The 19,746-nt window shown below is 67.3% G+C and carries 20 protein-coding genes; 10 read left to right on the top strand and 10 right to left on the bottom strand.

The genetic code is table 11. The features are described from left to right. The coding region (locus AC5RWT_RS23815; RefSeq protein ID WP_494082327.1) for an FAD-dependent monooxygenase at nt 1–548 on the bottom strand (548 nt) is incomplete at its 3' end. 66 nt (nt 549–614) lie between these two features. Between AC5RWT_RS23815 and AC5RWT_RS23810 the strand changes: the two genes are divergently transcribed. The 9 genes from AC5RWT_RS23810 to galK all read left to right on the top strand — a co-directional run bounded on the left by AC5RWT_RS23810 (nt 615) and on the right by galK (nt 10,689). Further along, a complete protein-coding gene (locus AC5RWT_RS23810) occupies nt 615–2,201 on the top strand; it encodes a SulP family inorganic anion transporter (RefSeq protein WP_494082326.1) in 1,587 nt (528 codons plus the stop codon). 117 nt (nt 2,202–2,318) lie between these two features. After that, nucleotides 2,319–2,696 (top strand): TraR/DksA family transcriptional regulator, encoded by a 378-nt coding sequence (locus AC5RWT_RS23805; RefSeq protein WP_494082325.1) that lies wholly within the window; start codon nt 2,319–2,321, stop codon nt 2,694–2,696. A gap of 128 nt (nt 2,697–2,824) precedes the next feature. Beyond that, on the top strand, nt 2,825–3,481 hold the full coding sequence (locus tag AC5RWT_RS23800; RefSeq protein ID WP_494082324.1) for an IclR family transcriptional regulator: 657 nt from the start codon (nt 2,825–2,827) through the stop codon (nt 3,479–3,481). Nucleotides 3,482–3,665: 184 nt separating this feature from the next. Then, nucleotides 3,666–4,904, top strand: a complete 1,239-nt coding sequence (locus AC5RWT_RS23795) for a CaiB/BaiF CoA transferase family protein (protein WP_494082323.1) — start codon at nt 3,666–3,668, stop codon at nt 4,902–4,904. After that, nucleotides 4,901–5,773, top strand: a complete 873-nt coding sequence (locus AC5RWT_RS23790; protein WP_494082322.1) for a hydroxymethylglutaryl-CoA lyase — start codon at nt 4,901–4,903, stop codon at nt 5,771–5,773. The genes AC5RWT_RS23795 and AC5RWT_RS23790 overlap by 4 nt, the downstream gene beginning before the upstream one ends. Before the next feature lie 143 nt (nt 5,774–5,916). Beyond that, complete coding sequence (locus AC5RWT_RS23785) at nt 5,917–7,311, top strand: 2-hydroxycarboxylate transporter family protein (protein WP_494082321.1); 1,395 nt, start codon at nt 5,917–5,919, stop codon at nt 7,309–7,311. Between the two features lie 233 nt (nt 7,312–7,544). Beyond that, nucleotides 7,545–8,333: a DeoR/GlpR family DNA-binding transcription regulator gene (locus AC5RWT_RS23780; protein ID WP_494082320.1), complete on the top strand. Its 789-nt coding sequence runs from the start codon at nt 7,545–7,547 to the stop codon at nt 8,331–8,333. After that, nucleotides 8,330–9,502 (top strand): galactose-1-phosphate uridylyltransferase, encoded by a 1,173-nt coding sequence (gene galT / locus AC5RWT_RS23775; protein WP_494082319.1) that lies wholly within the window; start codon nt 8,330–8,332, stop codon nt 9,500–9,502. The genes AC5RWT_RS23780 and galT overlap by 4 nt, the downstream gene beginning before the upstream one ends. Continuing rightward, entirely contained in the window at nt 9,499–10,689 is a 1,191-nt protein-coding gene (galK, locus tag AC5RWT_RS23770; RefSeq protein WP_494082318.1) for a galactokinase, read from the top strand. The genes galT and galK overlap by 4 nt, the downstream gene beginning before the upstream one ends. Before the next feature lie 7 nt (nt 10,690–10,696). On the opposite strand, the gene AC5RWT_RS23765 is transcribed toward galK, so the two are convergent. Continuing rightward, nucleotides 10,697–11,326, bottom strand: coding sequence for a prepilin peptidase (locus AC5RWT_RS23765; RefSeq protein WP_494082328.1), 630 nt, complete (start codon nt 11,324–11,326; stop codon nt 10,697–10,699). Nucleotides 11,327–11,543: 217 nt separating this feature from the next. On the opposite strand from AC5RWT_RS23765, the gene AC5RWT_RS23760 reads away from it, so the two are divergent. Further along, on the top strand, nt 11,544–12,314 hold the full coding sequence (locus tag AC5RWT_RS23760) for a response regulator transcription factor (RefSeq protein ID WP_494082317.1): 771 nt from the start codon (nt 11,544–11,546) through the stop codon (nt 12,312–12,314). On the opposite strand, the gene AC5RWT_RS23755 is transcribed toward AC5RWT_RS23760, so the two are convergent. The 8 genes from AC5RWT_RS23755 to AC5RWT_RS23720 form a co-directional block, all read right to left on the bottom strand. Next, on the bottom strand, nt 12,265–12,696 hold the full coding sequence (locus tag AC5RWT_RS23755; RefSeq protein WP_494082316.1) for an Hpt domain-containing protein: 432 nt from the start codon (nt 12,694–12,696) through the stop codon (nt 12,265–12,267). The genes AC5RWT_RS23760 and AC5RWT_RS23755 overlap by 50 nt on opposite strands. 179 nt (nt 12,697–12,875) lie before the next feature. Further along, nucleotides 12,876–13,757, bottom strand: a complete 882-nt coding sequence (locus AC5RWT_RS23750; protein WP_494082315.1) for a type II secretion system F family protein — start codon at nt 13,755–13,757, stop codon at nt 12,876–12,878. 29 nt (nt 13,758–13,786) lie between these two features. Beyond that, nucleotides 13,787–14,722 carry a type II secretion system F family protein gene (locus AC5RWT_RS23745; RefSeq protein WP_494082314.1) on the bottom strand — a complete coding sequence of 312 codons (936 nt, stop codon included), beginning with the start codon at nt 14,720–14,722 and terminating at the stop codon, nt 13,787–13,789. Continuing rightward, a complete protein-coding gene (locus AC5RWT_RS23740) occupies nt 14,719–16,245 on the bottom strand; it encodes a TadA family conjugal transfer-associated ATPase (RefSeq protein WP_494082313.1) in 1,527 nt (508 codons plus the stop codon). Before AC5RWT_RS23740 ends, AC5RWT_RS23745 begins: the two co-directional genes overlap by 4 nt. A gap of 2 nt (nt 16,246–16,247) precedes the next feature. Next, on the bottom strand, nt 16,248–17,441 hold the full coding sequence (locus AC5RWT_RS23735) for a CpaE/TadZ family protein (protein WP_494082312.1): 1,194 nt from the start codon (nt 17,439–17,441) through the stop codon (nt 16,248–16,250). Then, the gene (cpaB, locus tag AC5RWT_RS23730) at nt 17,438–18,157 is read right to left on the bottom strand and encodes a Flp pilus assembly protein CpaB (protein ID WP_494082311.1); all 720 of its coding nucleotides are present in this window, start codon (nt 18,155–18,157) and stop codon (nt 17,438–17,440) included. The genes AC5RWT_RS23735 and cpaB overlap by 4 nt, the downstream gene beginning before the upstream one ends. A gap of 11 nt (nt 18,158–18,168) precedes the next feature. Beyond that, complete coding sequence (locus AC5RWT_RS23725; RefSeq protein ID WP_494082310.1) at nt 18,169–19,194, bottom strand: pilus assembly protein TadG-related protein; 1,026 nt, start codon at nt 19,192–19,194, stop codon at nt 18,169–18,171. Beyond that, nucleotides 19,182–19,586 (bottom strand): TadE/TadG family type IV pilus assembly protein, encoded by a 405-nt coding sequence (locus AC5RWT_RS23720; protein ID WP_494082309.1) that lies wholly within the window; start codon nt 19,584–19,586, stop codon nt 19,182–19,184. The genes AC5RWT_RS23725 and AC5RWT_RS23720 overlap by 13 nt, the downstream gene beginning before the upstream one ends. Nucleotides 19,587–19,746 lie beyond the last annotated feature (160 nt).

Raw genomic sequence — 19,746 nt, 5'->3', positions numbered from 1 at the left:
ATGCCGCGGCTGGCCCGTACCGCGGAAGAGGCGCCGTCCGCCCCCACACAGTAGCGGGCACTGACCGCCGTCGCGCCTTCGGGGCCGGTTAACTGCGCCCGGACGGCATGGTCCGGATACTGGGCGCCGTCCACCAGGTCCAGCGCAGCCAACCGGCGCTCCCAGAGCACCTCACCGCCGAGGGAGTGCAGGTTCTTCAGCAGCAACTCCTCGTTCTTGCTCTGCTCGTAGAACATGAGGCCCGGGAAGGGTGTCATGCCACGGCCCATGCGCCCCAGCGGGATCCGGCCGCGTGCCTTGGGGCCGAATCCGACGACGGCGGCTTCGGCCAGGACGCCTTCGGCCGCGACGGTGCCGGCGAGGCCCAGCTGGTCGTAGATTTCCATGCTGCGCGCCTGCACGCCCAGGGCCCGCGATTCGCGGGTGGGGCCGCTTTTGCCGTCCGCGATGATGTGCCTGATGCCCAGCTTGGCCAGCCAGTTGGCGAGCATCAGGCCGGTGGGGCCGGCTCCCACAATCAGCACATCGGTTTGGAGTTCGGCTGCCATGGCGGTACCTCCTGTTCCGAGCCTACCGCCGGCGCCGACGCAGTGGCAGGGGGGAGCCCACAGGGGATGTGGCGGCCGGGAAGGACGGCTGCCGCCGGTAGAATTGGCCGGTACCCCCGCACCTTTGATCGGAGCCCCACTGTGTCCACCACCGCCCTTCGACCGGAGCTGGCTCCCGAGGAGCGGCAGTCCGTGCTGCGCACCCTTAAGTCGCCGCGGCTGCTGAAGACCGAGGTACTGGGCGGACTGGTGGTCGCACTGGCGCTGATTCCGGAAGCCATCGCCTTCTCCATCATCGCCGGCGTTGACCCGCGTGTGGGGCTGTTTGCCTCGTTCACCATGGCCGTGTCGATTGCGTTCCTGGGCGGGCGCCCCGCGATGATCTCCGCGGCCACCGGCGCCGTGGCGCTGGTGATTGCCCCGTTGGTCGCTAGCCACGGCCTGGACTACCTGGTGGCCGCCGTGATACTGGCGGGCGTGCTCCAAGTGCTCTTGGCGCTGCTGGGCGTGGCCAAGCTGATGCGGTTTATCCCCCGGCAGGTGATGGTGGGTTTCGTTAACGCCCTGGCCATCCTCATTTTCATGTCGCAAGTGCCGGAGTTGCTGGGCGTCCCGTGGCTGGTGTACCCACTGACCGCACTCGGGCTGGTCATTGTCTTTGGCCTGCCCCGTCTGACCAGTGCGGTTCCCGCGCCGCTGGTGGCGATCGTGGTGCTGACGCTGATCACGGTGTTGGCGGCCGTGGCGGTGCCGACGGTGGGGGACAAGGGGGAGTTGCCGGACAGCCTGCCGGGTCTGTTCTTCCCGAACGTCCCGCTGAACCTGGAAACCCTGCAGGTCGTCTTTCCGTTTGCCTTGGCCATGGCCTTCGTGGGGCTTCTCGAATCGTTGATGACGGCCAAGCTGGTCGATGACATCACCGACACCCGGTCTTCGAAGACCCGCGAATCCTGGGGCCAGGGCGCCGCAAACATCATCACTGGGTTCTTCGGCGGCATGGGCGGTTGCGCGATGATCGGCCAGACCATGATCAACGTGCGGGCGTCCGGCAGCCGGACCCGTATTTCCACTTTCCTGGCCGGACTGTTCCTGCTGGTCCTGGTGGTCGGCTTGGGCGACATTGTGGCGCTGATCCCGATGGGGGCACTGGTCGCGGTGATGATCTTCGTGTCCTGGGCGACGTTCGACTGGCACAGCATCAAGCCTTCGACCCTGAAGATGATGCCGAAGAGCGAGACCGCCGTCATGCTGGTGACCGTCGCTGCCACGGTCGCCACGAACAACCTGGCCATCGGCGTCGGTCTCGGCGTGCTGACAGCCATGGTGCTGTTCGCCCACCGGGTGTCGCATCTGGTGACGGTGGAGCGGACCGTGCTGGAACTGAACGGGGAGGAAACGGCCACATACGTGGTCGACGGCGAGTTGTTCTTCGCGTCCTCGAACGACCTCTACACCCAGTTCCAGTACGCCCACGATCCGGACAAGGTGGTCATCGATATGCACGCCTCGCACTTGTGGGATGCCTCAACGGTGGCAGCGCTGGACGCGATTACCGAAAAGTACCGCCACCACGGCAAAGACGTGCAGATCATCGGGCTGAACTCGGCCAGCGTCGCCATGCGCGAGCGGATGGCTGGCAAGCTCAACGGCTGACCCGGCACAGCGGCACTTGCCCTCCCACGGGCATTAACCCGGGTTTGGCGGCAACGGCGTATTCTGGGGACACTCAGGTCCGGATCCGCCGGACCGTCCGGCCGATGGGAGGCCCGCATGAGCGACATTTTGACCCAGGATGATGTGGCGCACTTCGCCGCCCTGCTGGATGCGCGGGAAGCCTTGGATCGCGCGCAGGTGGAACGCCTGACCGTTGACATCGCCGAAGTTACCGCTGCCACCCGGGACGTCCCCGCCGACGACGAACACGACCCCGAGGGTTCAACGGCCACGCTGGAACGGGCACGCGAAGTGGCACTGCTGGCCAGCACCGAGAAAGCACTGGGCGATATTGCCGCCGCCCGAGCCCGGCTCGCGGCAGGCACTTACGGCAGGTGCACTTCTTGCGGCAACCCGATTCCCCGCGAGCGCCTGGAGATCCGGCCGGAAGCGCAATTTTGCGTGGCGTGTGCCGCCAAGCAGCGCCGTCACTGATCTGGTCAGTGGTGAGGGATTGCGGCCGGGTGCATCACCGTCACTGACGGGACAGCGGGGAGGGATTGCGGCCTGTCCAGCACCGGCTGACGTCACAGTGCAGGATGGCCGCCGGTTAGGATCGTGGCATGCCCGCCGCCGAATCGACGTCCCATAACCGGATGCTGGAACGCATAGCTTCGATCCTGGACGCTGTCGACGCCTCGTCCGTCTCGGCCAGTGAGCTGGCGCGCCGGACAGGACTCTCCGTCTCCACGGCCCACCGGCTGGCCGTCTCCATGGTCGAATTCGGTTTCCTGCGGCGCACCGAGAGTGGAGACTTCAGGCTCGGCCACCGCTTTGTCCGCACAGCCGTGGAAAGCGCTGCCCTGCCGGTGCTCACCGAACTCAGGGACGCCACGGGGGAGACGGCGCAGTTGTGGATCAGGCGCGGGGAGCAGCGGATCTGCCAGCTTTCGGTGGACAGCCAGCATGAACTGAAAGCCACACTGCCGGTCGGTACGCGGCTGGACCTCCCGGCCGGCTCCAGCGGGAGGTTGTTGTCCAACGATCCCGACGCGCTTGACGCGGTAGCCGCCCACGGGTGGGTGGACTCGGTTGGACGGCGCACGCCCGGGCTTGGATCCGTCAGCGCTCCAGTCGTCCTGCGGCGCCAAACGATCGCCAGTATCTGCCTGGCCATGCCGCTGACCCGCGTTTCGGCTTCCCCGGGCGAGGACTTCGGGCATCAGGTTGTCAAAGCAGCCGCGCGGATTTCGGCCGAACTGGATGCCGCGAATCCGTAAGTGCCGCTGGGCTGCCCCACGCCGCGCTCTGTCCCCGTGCCCCGTGCGCAATGTCCGGCCAGGGCGGGGCGCAGAAACATGGAGCGCAGGAGTTGCTGTGTTGTGCATCACTTGCTACTCTCTTCCCGCCAATTGATAGGCGTTTCCCATGCAGTGGGAAGCAGGCGTAGAAAGTGGGCCATTCGTGACAGAGAACCTGCACATCGGCGGCGAAACACTGCCGCTGGAGGGCATCCGTGTACTCGAGCTGGGAAACTTTATCGCAGCTCCGTTCGCCGCGCGGCTGTTCGGTGATTTCGGCGCAGAGGTGATCAAGATCGAGCGTCCCAACGGCGGAGACGAGCTGCGCGATTGGCGCAAGACCCGCGGAACGACGTCCATGCTGTTCCGCACCCTGGGGCGGAACAAGAAGTCGGTGACCATCGACCTGCGCTCCGAAGCCGGCCAGGCTGCCGTGAAAAAAATCGCGGCGCAGTGTGACGTGGTGATCGAGAACTTCCGGCCCGGCACGCTGGAGCGCTGGGGGCTGGGACCGGACGTGCTGACTGAGCTGAACCCCGACGTCGTCGTGGTGCGGATTTCGGGCTACGGGCAAACGGGACCCTACAAGGACCGGGCAGGCTTTGGCAGCTCGGCCGAATCATTCGCCGGCCTGCGCTACATCACCGGTGAGCCGGACCGGCCGGCGGGCCGTGCCGCGGCCAGCATGGGTGATACTGTCGCCGGGCTCTACGGGGTGATCGGTGCGCTGATGCTGATGCTGCAAAAGGCCAAGGGGATCAGGCACACGGGCCCGCAGACCGTCGATGTTGCACTCTACGAAGGGGTGTTTAGTCTGCTGGAGTCGCTGGTGCCCGACTACGACGCGTACGGGATGGTACGCCAGCGCACGGGCGGACGCCTGCCAGGGGTGGTGCCCACCGGCTCCTATCTCTGCGGGGACGGGCTGGAGGTGGTGATCGGCGGCAACTCCAACTCAGTGTTCGTGCGCCTCATGAAAGCCATTGGCCGCGAAGACCTGGCTGCCGACGCCTCGCTGCTGACCACCGAGGCCCGCGGCGCCCGCGAGGAAGAACTCAACGGCGCCATCGCCGACTGGACCGGAGCCCGTCCGCTGGCCGAGGTGTTGGATCTGCTCGACGAGGCAGGCGTTCCCGCCGGGCCGGTGTATGACGCCCCCAGCATTGCCGAGGACCGCCACTACCTGGCCCGCGGCATGATCCAGACCCACGAAGTGGTGATCGAGGACAGACCCGAAAAGGTGCGTTTCCCCGGCGTCGTGCCCAAGATCCCCGGACACGACGGTCGGGTCAAATGGGTTGGGCCGGAGCTGGGCGAACACACGGAAGAAGTGCTGCGCGACCTGGCCGGACTGGATCCGCAGCAGATCGCCGACTTCACCGGTCCGGAGGTGACGGCATGAGGGTACGCATCACCGACGTGTTCCTGCGCGACGGGCTGCAGGATGAGGATGTCATCGTCGCCACCGCCGACAAGCTGGCCGTCGCCGAGGCATTAGTGGCCGCCGGCGTTGACCGGATTGAGGCCGGCTCGTTCGTGAATCCAAAAAAGGTCCCCCAAATGGCCGACGCGGCCGAGGTCTTCGCCGGACTTCCTGCCACGGCCACGGTGGATTACACCGCGCTGGCCCTGAACGGCAGGGGCATTGACCGGGCCGTGGCCGCGGGCGTGACGAATGTCCAGGTGGTGACCTCGGCAAGCCAGGCGCACAGCAGCGCCAACGCCGGGCAAAGCATCGAGTCGGCGATGGCCAGCCTGGGCGAGGAAATCGCACGGCATCCGGACGTTAACTTCTTCGCCGGAATCTCCACTGCCTTCACCTGCCCGTTCGAGGGGAACATTGACCCCGCGCACCTGCTGCGGGTGGTCCGGGCCTTCAAATCGATGGGAGTGGCGACTATCGGCCTGGCCGACACGCTGGGCACTACGCCGACGGACCGGCTGATGGCAAGCCTGGACCACGTCCGCGCGCACGAGCCCGAACTCACCTACTACCTGCACCTGCACAATGCGCACGGCCAGGCCCTCGCCACCGCGACGGCCGCAGTCGACGTCGGAATCACGAATTTTGACAGCGCACTGGGCGGCTACGGCGGATGCCCGTTTGCCCCCGGCGCCCACGGCAACATCGATACCCAGGAACTGGTCCGCCATCTGCATGCGGCCGGCCACGACACCGGGATCGATGAGGCGAGGCTGGCCGACGCCGTCGCTCTTGCCCGCGAGGTGGTCAACCGGTCGCCGGCACTGGACGCTGCACCAGTGCGCTAGCCGCGCGGCCACGCCGGGGAAACCCGGAGCAGCACGCACCGCAAGCGGATTGCCCCTTTTCCGGCCACGTGCCGGGAAACCATCCGCTCACACCATCAGTAGGCCCTGCTGCGGCGGAGCCATGCCAATTACGGGAGACAACGATGTCAGTAACACCCCGCACCATTGAAGAAAGCGCTGCAGAGCACCCTGGGAAATCCCCGAACACACCCGCCCAGGCGGCTGCGGAAGAATCTGCCGACCGGCGGATGCGCATCGCGGAGCTGCCGGTACTGTACTACGCGGCAGTCTTCGCTGTCCTGCTGACGGCAGCGCTGACCGGAAACCTGCCGGACTCCATGATCACCGGCTTCGCCGTCACGGTAGTGCTCGGCGGTCTGCTGATCTGGATCGGCAACTTGTTCCCGGTGATCCGCGACTTCGGTCTACCGACGGTTCTGTGCACGTTCGTCCCGGCCACCCTGATCTTCGCCGGCGTCATGCCCGAGAACGTGATGACCGTGGTGCAGAACTTTGTTGGCGGCTACGGCTTTCTGGACTTCTTCGTGGTGGCCATCATTGCAGGCAGCATCCTCGGCATGCCGCGGGCTTTGCTGTTGAAGGCGGGACCGAGGTTCGCCGTCCCGCTGGTCGGATGCCTGGTCGCCACGTTCCTCCTGGTCGGTCTGCTTGGCCTGATCACGGGCTTCGGCTTCATCGAGGGCATCCTGATGATCGCCGCGCCGATCATGGCTGGCGGGCTGGGTGTGGGGGCCCTGCCGATGTCGGAAATGTACGCGGCCAGCACGGGAGGCGAAGCCGGGGACTTCATGGGCGACTTGATGTCCGCCGTGGTGATGGCCAACGTCGTCTGCATCCTGATCGCCGGACTGTACAACGGCATGGGCAAGCGCGGCGTCCAGCTGTTCGTCGGCTTCAACGGCCACGGGCAGCTGCTGCGGATCAAGGGACGCAACGAAGAATTGACCGTTCCGCCCAAGAAGGACTTCGCGGCCTTCGTCTGCCTCGGCCAGGGCTTGGCCATCGCCGGCACGCTGTTCGTGCTGGGCAACATGCTCGCAGCCTTCATGCCCGCCCTGCACCCCTATGCCTGGACGATCCTGGCCGCTGCGGCCATCAAGCTCTTCGGGCTGCTGCCCAAGGAGCTTGAGGAAGCCGGTGCACAGTGGGGCGACATGCTGAACGCCCTGTTCGTCCCGGCTCTGCTGGTCGGCGTCAGCATCACCTACATCGACATTGCCGAGGTGCTGGAATCCCTGGCCAACCCGATGTTCATCATCCTGACCGTTTGCACGGTCATCATCGCAGGCTTGACCTCCGGGGTTCTGGGATGGCTGGTGAAGTTCAACTTCGTCGAGGCCTCCATCACCCCGGGCCTGGTCATGGCAGATACCGGCGGCAGCGGCGACGTCTCGGTGCTCAGCGCTGCCAACAGGATGCACCTGATGCCGTTCGCCGCACTGACCAACCGTCTGGGCGGGGCGCTGGTGTTGTTCCTGACCTCGCTGCTGGTTCCGCTGCTCGGAGCGGCGGGCTAACCCGCACGGCTGGTGCGGCGGCACAACCACGGCCTGCCCCTCAGCACAGTGACGCCGGTGCCCCGCCTCCCACGGGCGGGGCACCGCGCCGTGCGGCTCCAAAGCCGGCGCATGCGCTGCCGATCCCGGGCCAAACCCCATGTCTGCTTCTGTGCTATTTTGACTGCTAATGTTCGAGAAGTTCCGGGGTTCGGGCGCCACCCGCTCTCCGTGACCGAAGAGTGGAGGCGCCCGTGTTGGCACCGGAACGTCGGCGCTACCTGCTGCAGGAGTTGAGCGTCCGCGAAGCGGTCCGCATCTCCGAGGTGGCGCTCGCGCTGAAGGTCTCAGAGATGACCGTGCGACGCGACATCGAGGCCCTCGACGCCGAAGGAGCGCTGCGCAAGGTGCACGGCGGAGCGAGCCGGCTGCGCGGCACTCAGGAGGCTGAACCCGGGTTCAGCGTGAATCTGGGCCGGCAGCGGCAGGCGAAACTGGCCATCGGCCGGGCGGCGCGTGAACTGCTGCGGCCCGGCGCCACCATCGCACTGTCGGCCGGGACCACCACCTATTGCCTGGCCGGCCTGCTGGCCGGGATCGAAGGGCTGACCGTGGTGACCAATTCCCTCACCGGGGCGGACGTGGCCAGGCGCTCCACCGGGGGCGAGGCCACGGTGATTCTCACCGGCGGTGAGCGCACCCCGTCCGAGGCGCTGGTGGGACCGGTTGCCACGGCAGCGATCCGGTCGCTGCACGTGGACATCTGCTTCCTAGGCGTGCACGGCATTCATCCCGACGGCGGGCTGAGCACGCCCAACCTGGCGGAGGCGGACACGAACGCCGCGCTCGCAGAGTCCGCGGACCGCCTGGTGGTCCTGGCCGACCACACCAAGTTCGGCATCCGCGCCCTTGCGCCGATTGTCCCGCTGTCCGCAGTGGACACGCTGATCACCGACGACGGCGTTTCGGCCGAGGTCCGCTCGGACTATGAAGAACTCGGCGTCAAGCTGCTGCTGGCTCGCGGAACGGGGGAGCAGGCGTGACGGCGCACGACGCGCTCGGGGCGGGCACCGCCGTCGTTGTTCCGGAGGGACAACCCGTCACCGCGGTGACCTGCACGCAGTTGGCGGACGGCCGGGAACTGCTGTATTTCGACGACGGTGCGCAGCCGGTTCCGCGGGCGTCGACTGACACGCGGGACCTGCCGGAGAGGCCGCCGGCCGGTGAGCTGCGCTACGACGTACTGACGGGGGAGTGGGTGGCGCTGGCCGCGCACCGCCAGACCCGCACCTATCTGCCGCCGGCGGCCGCCTGCCCGCTGTGCCCCAGCACACCGGACTACACGTCCGAAATCCCGGCCGAGGACTACGACGTGGCCGTATTCGAAAACCGGTTCCCCTCGCTGGGACCGGACCTGCTGGCCGCCCCCGAGCACCCGGAGTGGGGCGCGGCCTACCCGGCCGGGGGACGCTGCGAGGTGGTGTCCTTCACCTCGTCGCACACCGGTTCGTTCGCCGCGCTGGACAGCCGCCGTGTGCGCACCGTGATCGACGCCTGGGCGCACCGGACCGCGGCGCTGAGCGCGATGAACGGGATCGCGCAGGTCTTCTGCTTCGAGAACCGCGGCGCGCAGATCGGTGTGACGCTGCACCATCCGCACGGCCAGATCTACGCCTACTCCTACTTGCCGCCGCGCGGTGCCGTCATGGCCGCCGCCGCCCGGCAGCACTTCGAGGCTTCCGGACGTCGGCAGACCCTGACCGGATCGGTGCTGGCCAATGAACGCTCCGACGGCTCGCGGATGGTGCTGGAGGGCGAGCACTTCAGCGCATACGTACCCTTTGCCGCGCGGTGGCCGCTGGAGGTCCACCTGGTGCCGCACCGGCAGGTGCCGGACCTGGCCGGGCTCACCGGAGCGGAGCGGGACGAACTCGCCGAGCTGTACCCGCAGCTGCTGGGCCGGTTCGATGCGCTCTACGACAGCCCCACCCCGTACATCGCCGCCTGGCACCAGGCGCCCGTGGCGCCGAAGTTCCGGGAATCCGGCTACCTGCACCTGCAGCTGACCTCGCCGCGCCGGGCCGCCGACAAACTGAAGTACCTGGCCGGGTCCGAGGCCGCGATGGGGGCGTTCATCAACGACACGCTGCCGGAGCAGGTGGCCGCCGCGCTGCGGGAAACCGGCTCCGGATCCCGCGAGGGAGCGCAATGAGCGCCGAAACCCTGGCCGCCCGCACGGCCGATTCCTTTGCCGACCGGTTCGGCCGCGCTCCCGCCGGCGTGTGGGCGGGCCCCGGCCGGGTCAACCTGATCGGCGAACACACCGACTACAACGGCGGCTTTGTGCTGCCCTTCGCGATCGACAGAATCACGACGGCGGCGCTCGCCGTGCGCGGGGACCGCACCGTTCGGGTGGCTTCGGCGATGCCCGGAGCGGGGGCAGTGGAAGTCGAGATGGATCGCCTGCGCCCGGGCAGCGTTTCCGGCTGGGCCGCCTATCCGCTGGGCGTGGCCTGGGCCTTAAAGCAGGAGGGCGTGCGGCTGCCCGGATTCGACCTGTTGGTGGACTCCAACGTCCCGGTGGGCGCCGGGCTGTCCTCGTCGGCTGCCCTTGAATGCGCGGTCGCCGTGGGACTGGCCGAGCTGGCCGGTAGGGAACCAGGCAGCGGAGAGAGCGCCCGGAACGGAATAAGTCGGGCTCGGCTGGCTGCTGCCGGACGGCGGGCGGAGAATGAGATGGTCGGCGCCCCTACAGGGATTATGGACCAGTACGCCTCCTTGTTCGGCGCTGCCGGGGCTGCCGTTTTCCTGGACTGCCGCAGCGAAGAACCGGAACTGGTGCCGCTGGAGCTCGGCGCCGCCGGCCTGGCGTGCCTGGTGATGGACACCAAGGTGTCGCACGCCCATGCCACCGGCGGGTACGCCAGCCGGCGGGACTCCTGCCTGCGGGCCGCTGAAGCACTGGGGCAGCCGCTGCTCCGGGACGTCCCGGCCGACCGGCTGCCCGAAGCCCGGAAATTGCTCGACGACGAAACGTTCCGCCGCGCCCGCCACATCGTCACCGAAAACGACCGCGTGCTCGAGACCGTCCAGGCACTGCGCTCCGACGGGCCGGCGGCTATTGGCCGGATGCTGGACGCCAGCCACGCCTCCATGCGTGACGACTTCGAGATCTCCAGCCCGGAACTGGATCTGGCCGTGGACACCGCACGGGCCAACGGCGCCTTGGGCGCCCGCATGACCGGCGGCGGTTTCGGCGGTTCAGCCATCGCGCTGGTTCCGGTGGGCGAAGCGGCCCGGGTGCAGGAGGCTGTACTGCGCGCGTTCGCCGTGCAGGGCTTCCGGCAGCCAGAGCTGTTCACCGTGCTGCCGGCGGACGGAGCGCGCCGGCTGCTGTAGGTCGGCGCTATCCGGCCAGCGAGCCGGCCAGCGAGACCGCGAGCGTGGCGGCGATCATGGACGGGCCAAAAGGGATGTCCGAGTCCCGCTTCAACACGCGGGCCAGCATGAGCAGGACGATGGCCGCGGCGTTGAGCAGGAACGCCCCCAGCAGGACGGCCACCCACGCTGCTACACCGTCATAGCCTGCATACAGCCCCATGACGGCAGCAAGCTTCACGTCTCCCATGCCGATGCCGCCAGGCTTCGCCAGGGCCGCCAGCAGATAGGCGGCAAACATCGCCAGCGAGCCGAGCAGCCCGGCCAAAACCTGCCGCCACGCGGAGTCGGTGAAGGCCGGCAGGAGCAGCAGCGCCAATGCCAGCCCCAGGAAGGGGAGGACCACGCGATTCGGCAGCAGCTTGTGCCGCAGGTCAACGGCGGCCAGTAGCACGCCGAGGACAACCAGAAGTCCGAAGGCGGGCAGCTCAGCGACTTCCCGGGCCGGGGCCAGGAGGCCGCAGAGGATGCCGGTGCCAGCCGCCATCGGCCCGCGCCACGCGGCAGGAAGGGATGTGCGGTCCTCCCGGTTCGCCAGCGCGAAAACGCACCAGCCGGCAAGGCCTCCGACGGCAGCGAGCACCAGTGCCAGCGGCATGGTCACCGGTCCCGCCTACGGTTCACAGCACTTTTTCCTACACGTTCCCCGGCTCTGCTGATTGTTGGTCACCCTTTCATCACATCGCTGCTCGACATAGGGTCGAAGAAGAACGAATCGATTAACCTCTAGGAGTATCAGAGATCCGGACTTCTGCAGAGGCCGGGCGGCCTTCGGGCATCGCCCCGCTGCGGACCGTGCAGGGAGGAGATGCAGTATGAGCGACCCGGGTGCGGCCGTAGTGATAGAAGACGACGTGGACATCCGCAATCTTGTGAGCGCCGTCCTCCTGCAATCTGGATTCGACGTGCAGGCGGCCGGGAGCGGGCGGGAGGGTATCCAGGCCGTGCGGCAACGGATCACCACCGTTGTCACCCTGGACATTTCGCTGCCGGACATCGACGGCTTCGAAGTGCTCCGGCGAATCCGCCAATTCAGCAACTGCTACATCGTGATGCTCACCAGCAGGGACGAGGAACTCGATACGCTCACGGCGTTGCAGCTTGGGGCGGATGACTATATGACCAAACCGTTCCGTCCCCGGGAGTTGCGCGCCAGGATCCAGGCGATGATGCGCCGGCCCCGCAGTCCGCATCCGCTGGAAACCACTGGCGCAAACGCACCGCCCCTACCAGCGGTCCCGCCCGCCCGCAGCAGGATCCTCGAACACAATGGGCTCGTTCTTGATGCGGACCGGCGCACGGTGTCGCGTGAGGGTGAGGAACTGCGGCTGACCAGGAGCGAGTTCAACGTGCTTCAGGAGATGCTGCGCAGTTCGGAGGCGGTGCGTTCCAAGGCCGAACTGGTCAAGGTAGTGCGCGGGGACTATTACGCCGAGGATGCCTACATCAGCGAAGCGGATGAGCGGGCGATCGAAGTCCACGTGGGCAATTTGCGGCGCAAGCTGAAGGAAGACCCGCACCGCCCGCGCTGGCTTGTTACGGTGCGGGGAATTGGTTATCGGCTGGCACCGGAGCGCCCGGTGTAGCGGGTGCTCCTCCGTCGTCGTGCATTCCACGCATTTCGCTGACCGTAGCCGTACCGCACCGATGGATGAGAGGCAGCACGGCGGACGCCTCCGCGAAATCCGCAGCCCGAACGTGGGCTTCCACCGTGCCGGACAGCCAGGCCAGTTGACTGGCTCCCACCATCATCGAAGCGGTCTTCAGGCTGAGGACCGCGTCCAGGGAGTCGGTCCGGTCCTGGCTTTCCAGTGCGGTCTCCAAGCAGGCGAACCGTCCCGGCCATGCTTCGGAAAAGTCCTGAACCAATCCGCGGGCGATGCCGTGGTCGGCCAGTCCGTCGCCAAGGTCTTCTACTACCGCGGGGTCTACCAGCGGCAGGACCTGATGCTGGTCCGCGGCCATCATGGCACGCGCCGCGGGGGACGGGTGCCGGCCCGGGACAGACGGGCCAGTGCACAGCGGGTGGGTGGGGTGGGCATGGTTCGAGACTACTTTCCGATGGCTGGTGGGTCTGCCGGATTTCCGGATTCTTTGGCTAATGTTGCGGGATTGCTGTGGTTGCCGAAGCGCCCGCCGGTCCTCCGTCAGCCGCCCAAGGTGGCGATGATGTTCAGTGCGGCCGGGCCGAGCAGCGCGATAAAGAGCACCGGCAGAATGCAGAACATCAGCGGGAAGACCACCTTGACCGGGATCTGCATGGCCTTTTCCTCCGCGCGCTGGCGACGCTTGACGCGCATCTCGGCCGCCTGCGTACGGAGCACGCCGGAGACGGACACGCCATAGGCGTCCGCCTGGATGACGGCGCGGACGAACTGCTGCAGGTCCTTCGACGTGGTCCTGCCGGCCAGGGAGTCGTAGGCCTCGCGGCGCGAGCGGCCCACCTGCATGTCCTGCAGGACGCGGATCAGTTCGGCGGCCAGCGGGCCTGAACCGTTCGCTCCTACCCGGGCGACCGCTGAGTCGAAACCCAGGCCGGCCTCCACGGCGATGGTCATCTGGTCCAGCGTGTCCGGCAGTTCCTCGCTGATGGTTGCCTGGCGTTTTTGGCCCGCGCTGAGCAGCAGAAGGTCAGGGAGGCAGTAGGCGACGACGGCGATGACGGTGGCCAGCAGGACGGTGAAGCCGGTGGGGGCAGCGGCCAGGTACAGGAACCCAAGCACAATGCCTGCGACGGCAAGGACGATCTTGGCCACCATGAGCCGCTTCAGCGGCCAGGCCTCGGGACGTCCGGCCAGCGCCAGCTGGCGTTCCAACCGCTGGGCAAAGGATGAGGGCGTGAACCGGCTGGCGAGCGCCTCGAACCGGTGCCGTCGTTTGCGTTTGACGGCGCGCGGCCCAGCCAAGCCACGGGACAGATTGGCCCGGATGGCCTCATGCTGGGGATGCTTGCCGCCCACCAGGGACCAGGCAAACAGCGGGAGCGACAGCGCCAAGGCCGTGGCAGCCACCATGATAGTCAGCGGCATCGGCTTACTCCTTTACTGAGCGTGCGGAACTAGAACTTGAAGCTGACGACTTTGCGCATCCACAGCCCGCCCGCGATGAGCAGGGCTCCCGCCGTCGCCAGCAGGGAGAAACCGAGCGGGCTCTGGGTGAAGCTGTCCAGATAACCGGGGCTGGACACGAACAGGAACCCGCTCAAACCAAAGGGCAGGACCATCAGGACCAAGGCGGAGATCCGCCCTTCGGCGCTGAGTGCCTTAACCTGTCCACGGATTTGTGAGCGCTCCCTGATCGTTTGACCCACTTGGTCCAACACCTCGGCCAGGTTCCCACCGACCTCGCGGTGGATGTCTATGGCCTGGGCTACCCAGTGAAAGTCTTCGCTGCCCATCCTGTCGGCGGTATCGTGAAGCGATTCGCCCAGGTCACGGCCCAGCCGCGTTTCGTTGACCACCCGCCGGAGCTCTTCGGACGTCGGTGCCGCCGACTCGGTGGAGACCGCGTCGACCGCGCGCAGCAGGCTGTGGCCGGCACGCAGGCCGCTGGCCAGCAACTGGAGCGAGTCGTCGAGCTGCTCGGCGAAGGCTGTCCGGCGCCGGCCGGCGCGGAAGGCCAGAACCGCTTTGGCGACGGCCGGGGCTGCAACAGCCAGGAGCAGGGCGGCGAGCGGTCCGGCGAGCATGAGTCCGAGGGCCGCGCCGACCGCTGCCCCGGACAAAACCAAAACCACCAATTCCGCGGGGCTGAGCTTCAACCCGGCTGCTTCGAGGGCGCTGGCCATCGCCGGGGCTTCCCGGCGGCGGGCCAGGAGCCGTTCGATCGCAGCCGTGGAGCGGGCGGCAACATCACTGAGCCGGGAGCCGTGTTCCGCGGTGCCGCGGCGGGACGCCGGAAGCCGCAGGGATCGTGTACCGAATGCGGCTGCTACCAGCAGGGCCAACGAGGCGTAGCAGAACAGCATTCCGGCAACCAGAACCGCCGGGGTCATCGTGCGGCCGCCGAGGTTCGCAACGGGCCGGCGGCCGGCTCGAAGATGCCAGCCGGCAGGTCGATGCCCAATTCCCGGAACCTGTCGGTAAACCGGGGACGGACCCCGGTGGGAACAGGTTTGCCCAGGAACCTGCCGCTGGCATCCACTCCGGCGCTGTAGTCGAAGACGAAAGCGTCCTGCAGCGTGACAATCTCGCCTTCCATGCCCTGTACCTCGGTCACATGCGTGACCCGCCGCGTACCGTCGCGCAACCGGGTCAACTGAACAATGACGTCCACCGCGGAGGCGATCTGTTCCCGGATTGCCCGCAGGGGCAGATCCATCCCGGCCATCAGCACCAGGGTTTCCAGGCGCGCGATGGCGTCCCTCGGGGAGTTCGAATGCACCGTGGACAGCGAGCCGTCGTGGCCGGTGTTCATGGCTTGGAGCATGTCCAGTGTTTCTCCGCCGCGGACCTCGCCCACCACGATCCGGTCCGGGCGCATGCGCAGAGAGTTGCGGACGAGGTCGCGGATGGTGATCGCGCCCTTGCCCTCGATGTTGGTCGGGCGGCTTTCCAGCCGGACCACGTGGTCCTGCTGCAGCTGCAGTTCCACGGCGTCTTCGATGGTGACAATGCGCTCGCCGGCCGGAATGAATGAGGAGAGCACGTTGAGCAGGGTCGTCTTTCCGGTGCCGGTGCCGCCGGAGACGATGATGTTCAGCCGTGACCGGACGCAGGCGTCCAACAATGCGGCCATCTCCGGTGAGAAGGTGCCGAAACCGATGAGATCCTGGACCTGGAACGGGTCGGCGGCGAACTTTCGGATGGTCAGCGAGGAACCGTTGACTGCCAGCGGCGGGATGACCGCATTCACGCGGGAGCCGTCCGCCAAGCGGGCATCAACCAGCGGCGAGGATTCGTCGATCCGGCGGCCGACCCGGGACACGATGCGTTCAATGACGCGGCGCAGCTGTTCCTCGGACAGGAACCGGGCCGAACTGCGTGACAGCTTGCCCTTGTGCTCCACATAGATCATGTCGGGTCCGTTCACCATGATTTCGGAAACGTCCGGATCCTCCAGCAGCGGCTGCAACGGACCGTAGCCGAGCACGTCGTCGCTGACTTCACGGATCAGGCGCTGGCGCTCCTGGTGGCTGAGCGGGTTCTCTTCTTCCTCCACCACCTTGGCAAGTTCCTGCTGCACCACGAGATGCAGTTTGTCTTCATCCAGGGAGGAATCCAGCAGCCGGGATCCCATGCGTTCGAAGAGGACCGTGCTGGCACGTTCCTTCATCTTGGACAGGGCATCCTGAGCCGGGGGCTGGGCAACCGGGGGAGCGGTGCGGCCGGAAGCAGCCGGCTGGGCAGCGGCCACGGAGGAAGTCGTCGCCGCCGGAGCAGCCGGAGCTGCGGACCCGGAAGCAACCGGTGCCGGCGCGGCGGCCACGGTGGCGGCCGGCGCGGCCACCTGATGACGGGCGGGGGGAGCTGTTGGGGCGGTGCCGTGCACTGCCTGAAGCCGTTGGGCAAGGTTCATGGCTATCCTCTTCGGTGACGACCGCGGCGCGTGAGCAGGCCGGCCGGGGCGGGGGCAAAGCGGTCCACCACCTTGTGCAAGGCGCGGGCCGCAGGATCGCGCGGAGCGCTTTCGAGCACCGGCACTCCTTGGTTGGTGGATATCCGGACCGCGCGTGTGTCCGGAATGACGTCGTCGACCTTGCAGCCGAGGGCTGTCTCCGCATCGCGGCGGGTGAGCCCGTCGCGCGGATCCGCCCCGTTTAACACGATGTGGCGGGTGAGCGGTTCCATGCCAAGCTCGCGCAGGATTTCCAGCTCCTTTCGGAGTCCACGGATGCTGGGAACGTCCATGCCGCCCACGAAGACATAGTCCGTGGCACGATCCAGCGCGGCCAGCGTGTGCTCGGACAGCCCCGGGGAGGTGTCGATGATGATGTGCGCGTACTGCGCGGCCAGCTGGTCCAGCAGCAGCGATACCTGCTCGCCGGTGACTTGATCGGCATCCGCCGGCGACGGCGGGGCGCACAGCGCATACAGTCCGCTGGGGTGCCGGGCCAGGAAGGACTTGAGCACAATGCTGTCCTTCTGCGCGTTCGGCTGCACGGCGTCGACCAGGGAATGCTCCGGCTCCAGGCAGAGCGCGCTGGCCACGTCGCCGAACTGCAGGTCGAGGTCGACGATGACGGTCTGCTGCTCCGAGGCGGCAGCAAGCCCGACGGCGAGGTTGGTCGCCACCGTGGTCTTTCCGGCGCCGCCCTTGGGTGAGACGACGGCGACGACGCGCCCGTTCGCGGTCTGGCCTTCTGCCGAAGGCATGCTGTGGCGCCGGCGGGTGGCGCTGCGTACCGCACGATGCAGCAGTGCAGCGATATCGCGGACATCGGCTCCGGGAGCCACGACGTCGCGGATACCGGCACGCATGGCAGCCAGCACGACGTCGGTGCTCGGCCCCGCGACCAGCAGCACAGAAACCTCAGGCCGCTGCGATTCAAACCCGGCCGCCAGGTTCAGCGCCTGACCGGTGGCCAGCCCGGGTCCTAGCACCACGGCATCCAGGAGCTGCGGGTTGGACAGCACGGCGAAGACATCGTTCGGTTCGGTGGGGAGTCCCGCCCCGTTCCACAGCTGGGTCTGGCCGGCCAGGGAACCTACCGCGGCGGCAGCGAAGCGTTGTTCGAAGTCCTCGTCTGTGCCCACCAGTACGTAGCGGCTCATTGGTATACCTCGTCCCTGTCCACCAGGCGCGTTCCCTTTTCGCTGGCGTCGGCCGGCTCTTTCGAGAGCCAGGTGCGGGCGAACTCCTGGGCGTACACGATCTTTTCGGCGTCCGGAGCCATCACCGCCAGGGTGACCAGCACGTTGTTGGCGGGCACCGTGGCATCGCCGGACTCGGCGGCAACCGCCACTCCCTGCACCCGGGTGACCAGGACCTTGTGCAGGGTCAGGTGCGTGACGCCTTTGGTGCCGCCGGGGCCGTCTTCCATCGAGACGAAGACGCCCACGGCGTCACCCGCCTCCACCTGGCCGCCGACAACGCGTGCCGGCTCCAAGGAGATGGAGACCTCCTGCATGCCCTCGGGCACGGCGACCGTTCCGGGTTCTTCCAGCTCCGCGGGCAGGGCAAAGCGGGCGGCCAGCAACTGTTCTCCAGCGACGAGGTCGACGGCGGCCACCCGGCCGGACAGCTCCTGGAGATCCTTCACGGCATCGGCGGGGACAACCTTGGCCGGAACGAGCTCGGCCGTAACGTACGCGCTGAGCTCTTCGGCGGGAGTGCCGGCCGGCACGTCCTCGGCGACCATCAGGACCTCCACCGATTCGGTGCCGGCCAAGGCTCGCTGATCCGCGCTGGTGATGTAGGCGAGAACCATCATGGTTCCGACGACGGCCATCAGCAGGGCCGCTAAGGCCCCTATGATTCTCTTTTTCACCGACGGTGCTCCTAATGGACAAGGGTGACGAGGGAGGCGCCGAAGGTGTTGTTGGCGCCGCCGAAGATGAAGTCTTGTTCGCCGGCGTCGAGCGTTACGAACGTTTCGAACTCGCCGATGAGCGCCCGGCAGTTGCCGGTGCACCGCACGGAGGCCGGGCTGAGGTTGTTGTGGGACGTGCTGCTGAAGTTCCAGCCGGTGACCTTGAAGGCCGCAAATCCGATGACGTGGTACCAGGCACTCGTTCCCTGGCCGCCGACCTTGTCATACAGCGGCAGCAGGACGGTGGTGCCGGCAATCTGCTGCAGCATGTTGGTCTGCTTGCAGGAGGACGGCACATCGTTGCCCGTATCGCTGGCGACTTCAGGGTCGACGGGGAAGCCGGGAAGGCCGGTCGCGCCGATGTTGATTCTGGCCTGGCAGGGGCGGGCCGGATCTTGCTTCAGCCAGCCGAAGCCGCCAGGAACGGTGTAGGCGGCTCCGGTGTTGCCCGGAACCGTTGAGCTGGAGCATCCACTAGTGGTGAGGCCGTTCGGGTTGAAGTCCACCCGCTGCAGGCCTCCATCGAGCATGCCGGCGAACTGGCAGTAGGAGATGGCAATGGGGAGGACTGCTTTGCCTGCTACCGGGGCACCCCAGCGGGCCCGGGACTCGGTGGTGATGGAGGCGGAGCCGTCCAGGCCGAGGATGGGAGCGAAGTGTTGGGCCAGGAAGTGTCCGTCGGAAGACCGCGTGGTGGTGGTGACGGTGGCGGTGGCAGCCGCGCGGTCCAAGTTGACGCTGGCATTGGCCAAGCCGTCGTTCGCGTTCTGGCTGGCGAGCGACGTGGCGAGGGCCGTGAAGTCCGCGTCGCAGCGGCCTGCCGCGCAGTTTTGCGCGACGGCCAGCGCACCGGCGTCGGCGCCGTTCTTCAGCTGGGCGCGCTCGAAGTACAGCGCCCCGATGTCCACGACGACGGCGGCCATGCCGAGCAGGACCACCATGAAAAGGGCGGTGGTGACGGCGGTGGCGCCGCGTTCGTCGCTCAGACGCTGCACTGCATGACTCCTTTGCCGGTCAAGGTGATGCTGGCCCCGAAGAGGCCCGACAGAAATTGCATGGGGTAGGCCACGGTGACGGTGGCGACTGACCCCGGCGCGCAGACGCCGGTGTTGCCGGGGCTGACCGCGACACTGATCTGGTCGGCCCTGATGGCCGGCGCCAGCGCAGGGGCCGAGGCGATCACTGCCGCCCGGGATTCCGCTGCGCTGGACGCCGTGCTGTTGATGGTCATCACGCGCGCCCCGTCCCGTGCCGCTGCGGTGAGCTGCATCTGGGCGTTGTAGACGCGTCCGAACTCAATGATCCCCAGCAGCAGCAACAACAGAACCGGCAAGACCAGGGCGAACTCGACGGCTGCCGCTCCGCGTTCCGATGTCATGCGCTTCATGTGTTGCTCTTTCACAGTTCGGTGGCCGGGACGGTGGCGACCAGTGCCGCCGTCCCAGCCACCAAGGAGGGGAACTCGCTGAACAGGATTGGCTAGGCGCCGGCCTTTCCTGTGATTTTCAGCTTGTCCCCGAGGCCGTTAAAGAACGTGTCAAGCTGCC

The organism is Arthrobacter sp. Dra40 (assembly GCF_059091905.1).
The sequence above is the reverse complement of the archived record's forward strand: the minus strand, read 5'-3'. Positions and strand labels throughout refer to the sequence as shown.

Coding starts and splice junctions, on each gene's coding strand:
- AC5RWT_RS23740 (WP_494082313.1), bottom strand. CDS start 16,245: ATGAACCTTGCCCAACGGCTTCAGGCAGTGCACGGCACCGCCCCAACA.
- AC5RWT_RS23790 (WP_494082322.1), top strand. CDS start 4,901: ATGAGGGTACGCATCACCGACGTGTTCCTGCGCGACGGGCTGCAGGAT.
- AC5RWT_RS23810 (WP_494082326.1), top strand. CDS start 615: ATGTGGCGGCCGGGAAGGACGGCTGCCGCCGGTAGAATTGGCCGGTAC.
- AC5RWT_RS23760 (WP_494082317.1), top strand. CDS start 11,544: ATGAGCGACCCGGGTGCGGCCGTAGTGATAGAAGACGACGTGGACATC.
- AC5RWT_RS23735 (WP_494082312.1), bottom strand. CDS start 17,441: ATGAGCCGCTACGTACTGGTGGGCACAGACGAGGACTTCGAACAACGC.
- AC5RWT_RS23755 (WP_494082316.1), bottom strand. CDS start 12,696: ATGATGGCCGCGGACCAGCATCAGGTCCTGCCGCTGGTAGACCCCGCG.
- AC5RWT_RS23800 (WP_494082324.1), top strand. CDS start 2,825: ATGCCCGCCGCCGAATCGACGTCCCATAACCGGATGCTGGAACGCATA.
- AC5RWT_RS23720 (WP_494082309.1), bottom strand. CDS start 19,586: ATGAAGCGCATGACATCGGAACGCGGAGCGGCAGCCGTCGAGTTCGCC.
- AC5RWT_RS23785 (WP_494082321.1), top strand. CDS start 5,917: ATGTCAGTAACACCCCGCACCATTGAAGAAAGCGCTGCAGAGCACCCT.
- galK (WP_494082318.1), top strand. CDS start 9,499: ATGAGCGCCGAAACCCTGGCCGCCCGCACGGCCGATTCCTTTGCCGAC.
- AC5RWT_RS23745 (WP_494082314.1), bottom strand. CDS start 14,722: ATGACCCCGGCGGTTCTGGTTGCCGGAATGCTGTTCTGCTACGCCTCG.
- AC5RWT_RS23805 (WP_494082325.1), top strand. CDS start 2,319: ATGAGCGACATTTTGACCCAGGATGATGTGGCGCACTTCGCCGCCCTG.
- AC5RWT_RS23765 (WP_494082328.1), bottom strand. CDS start 11,326: ATGCCGCTGGCACTGGTGCTCGCTGCCGTCGGAGGCCTTGCCGGCTGG.
- AC5RWT_RS23750 (WP_494082315.1), bottom strand. CDS start 13,757: ATGCCGCTGACTATCATGGTGGCTGCCACGGCCTTGGCGCTGTCGCTC.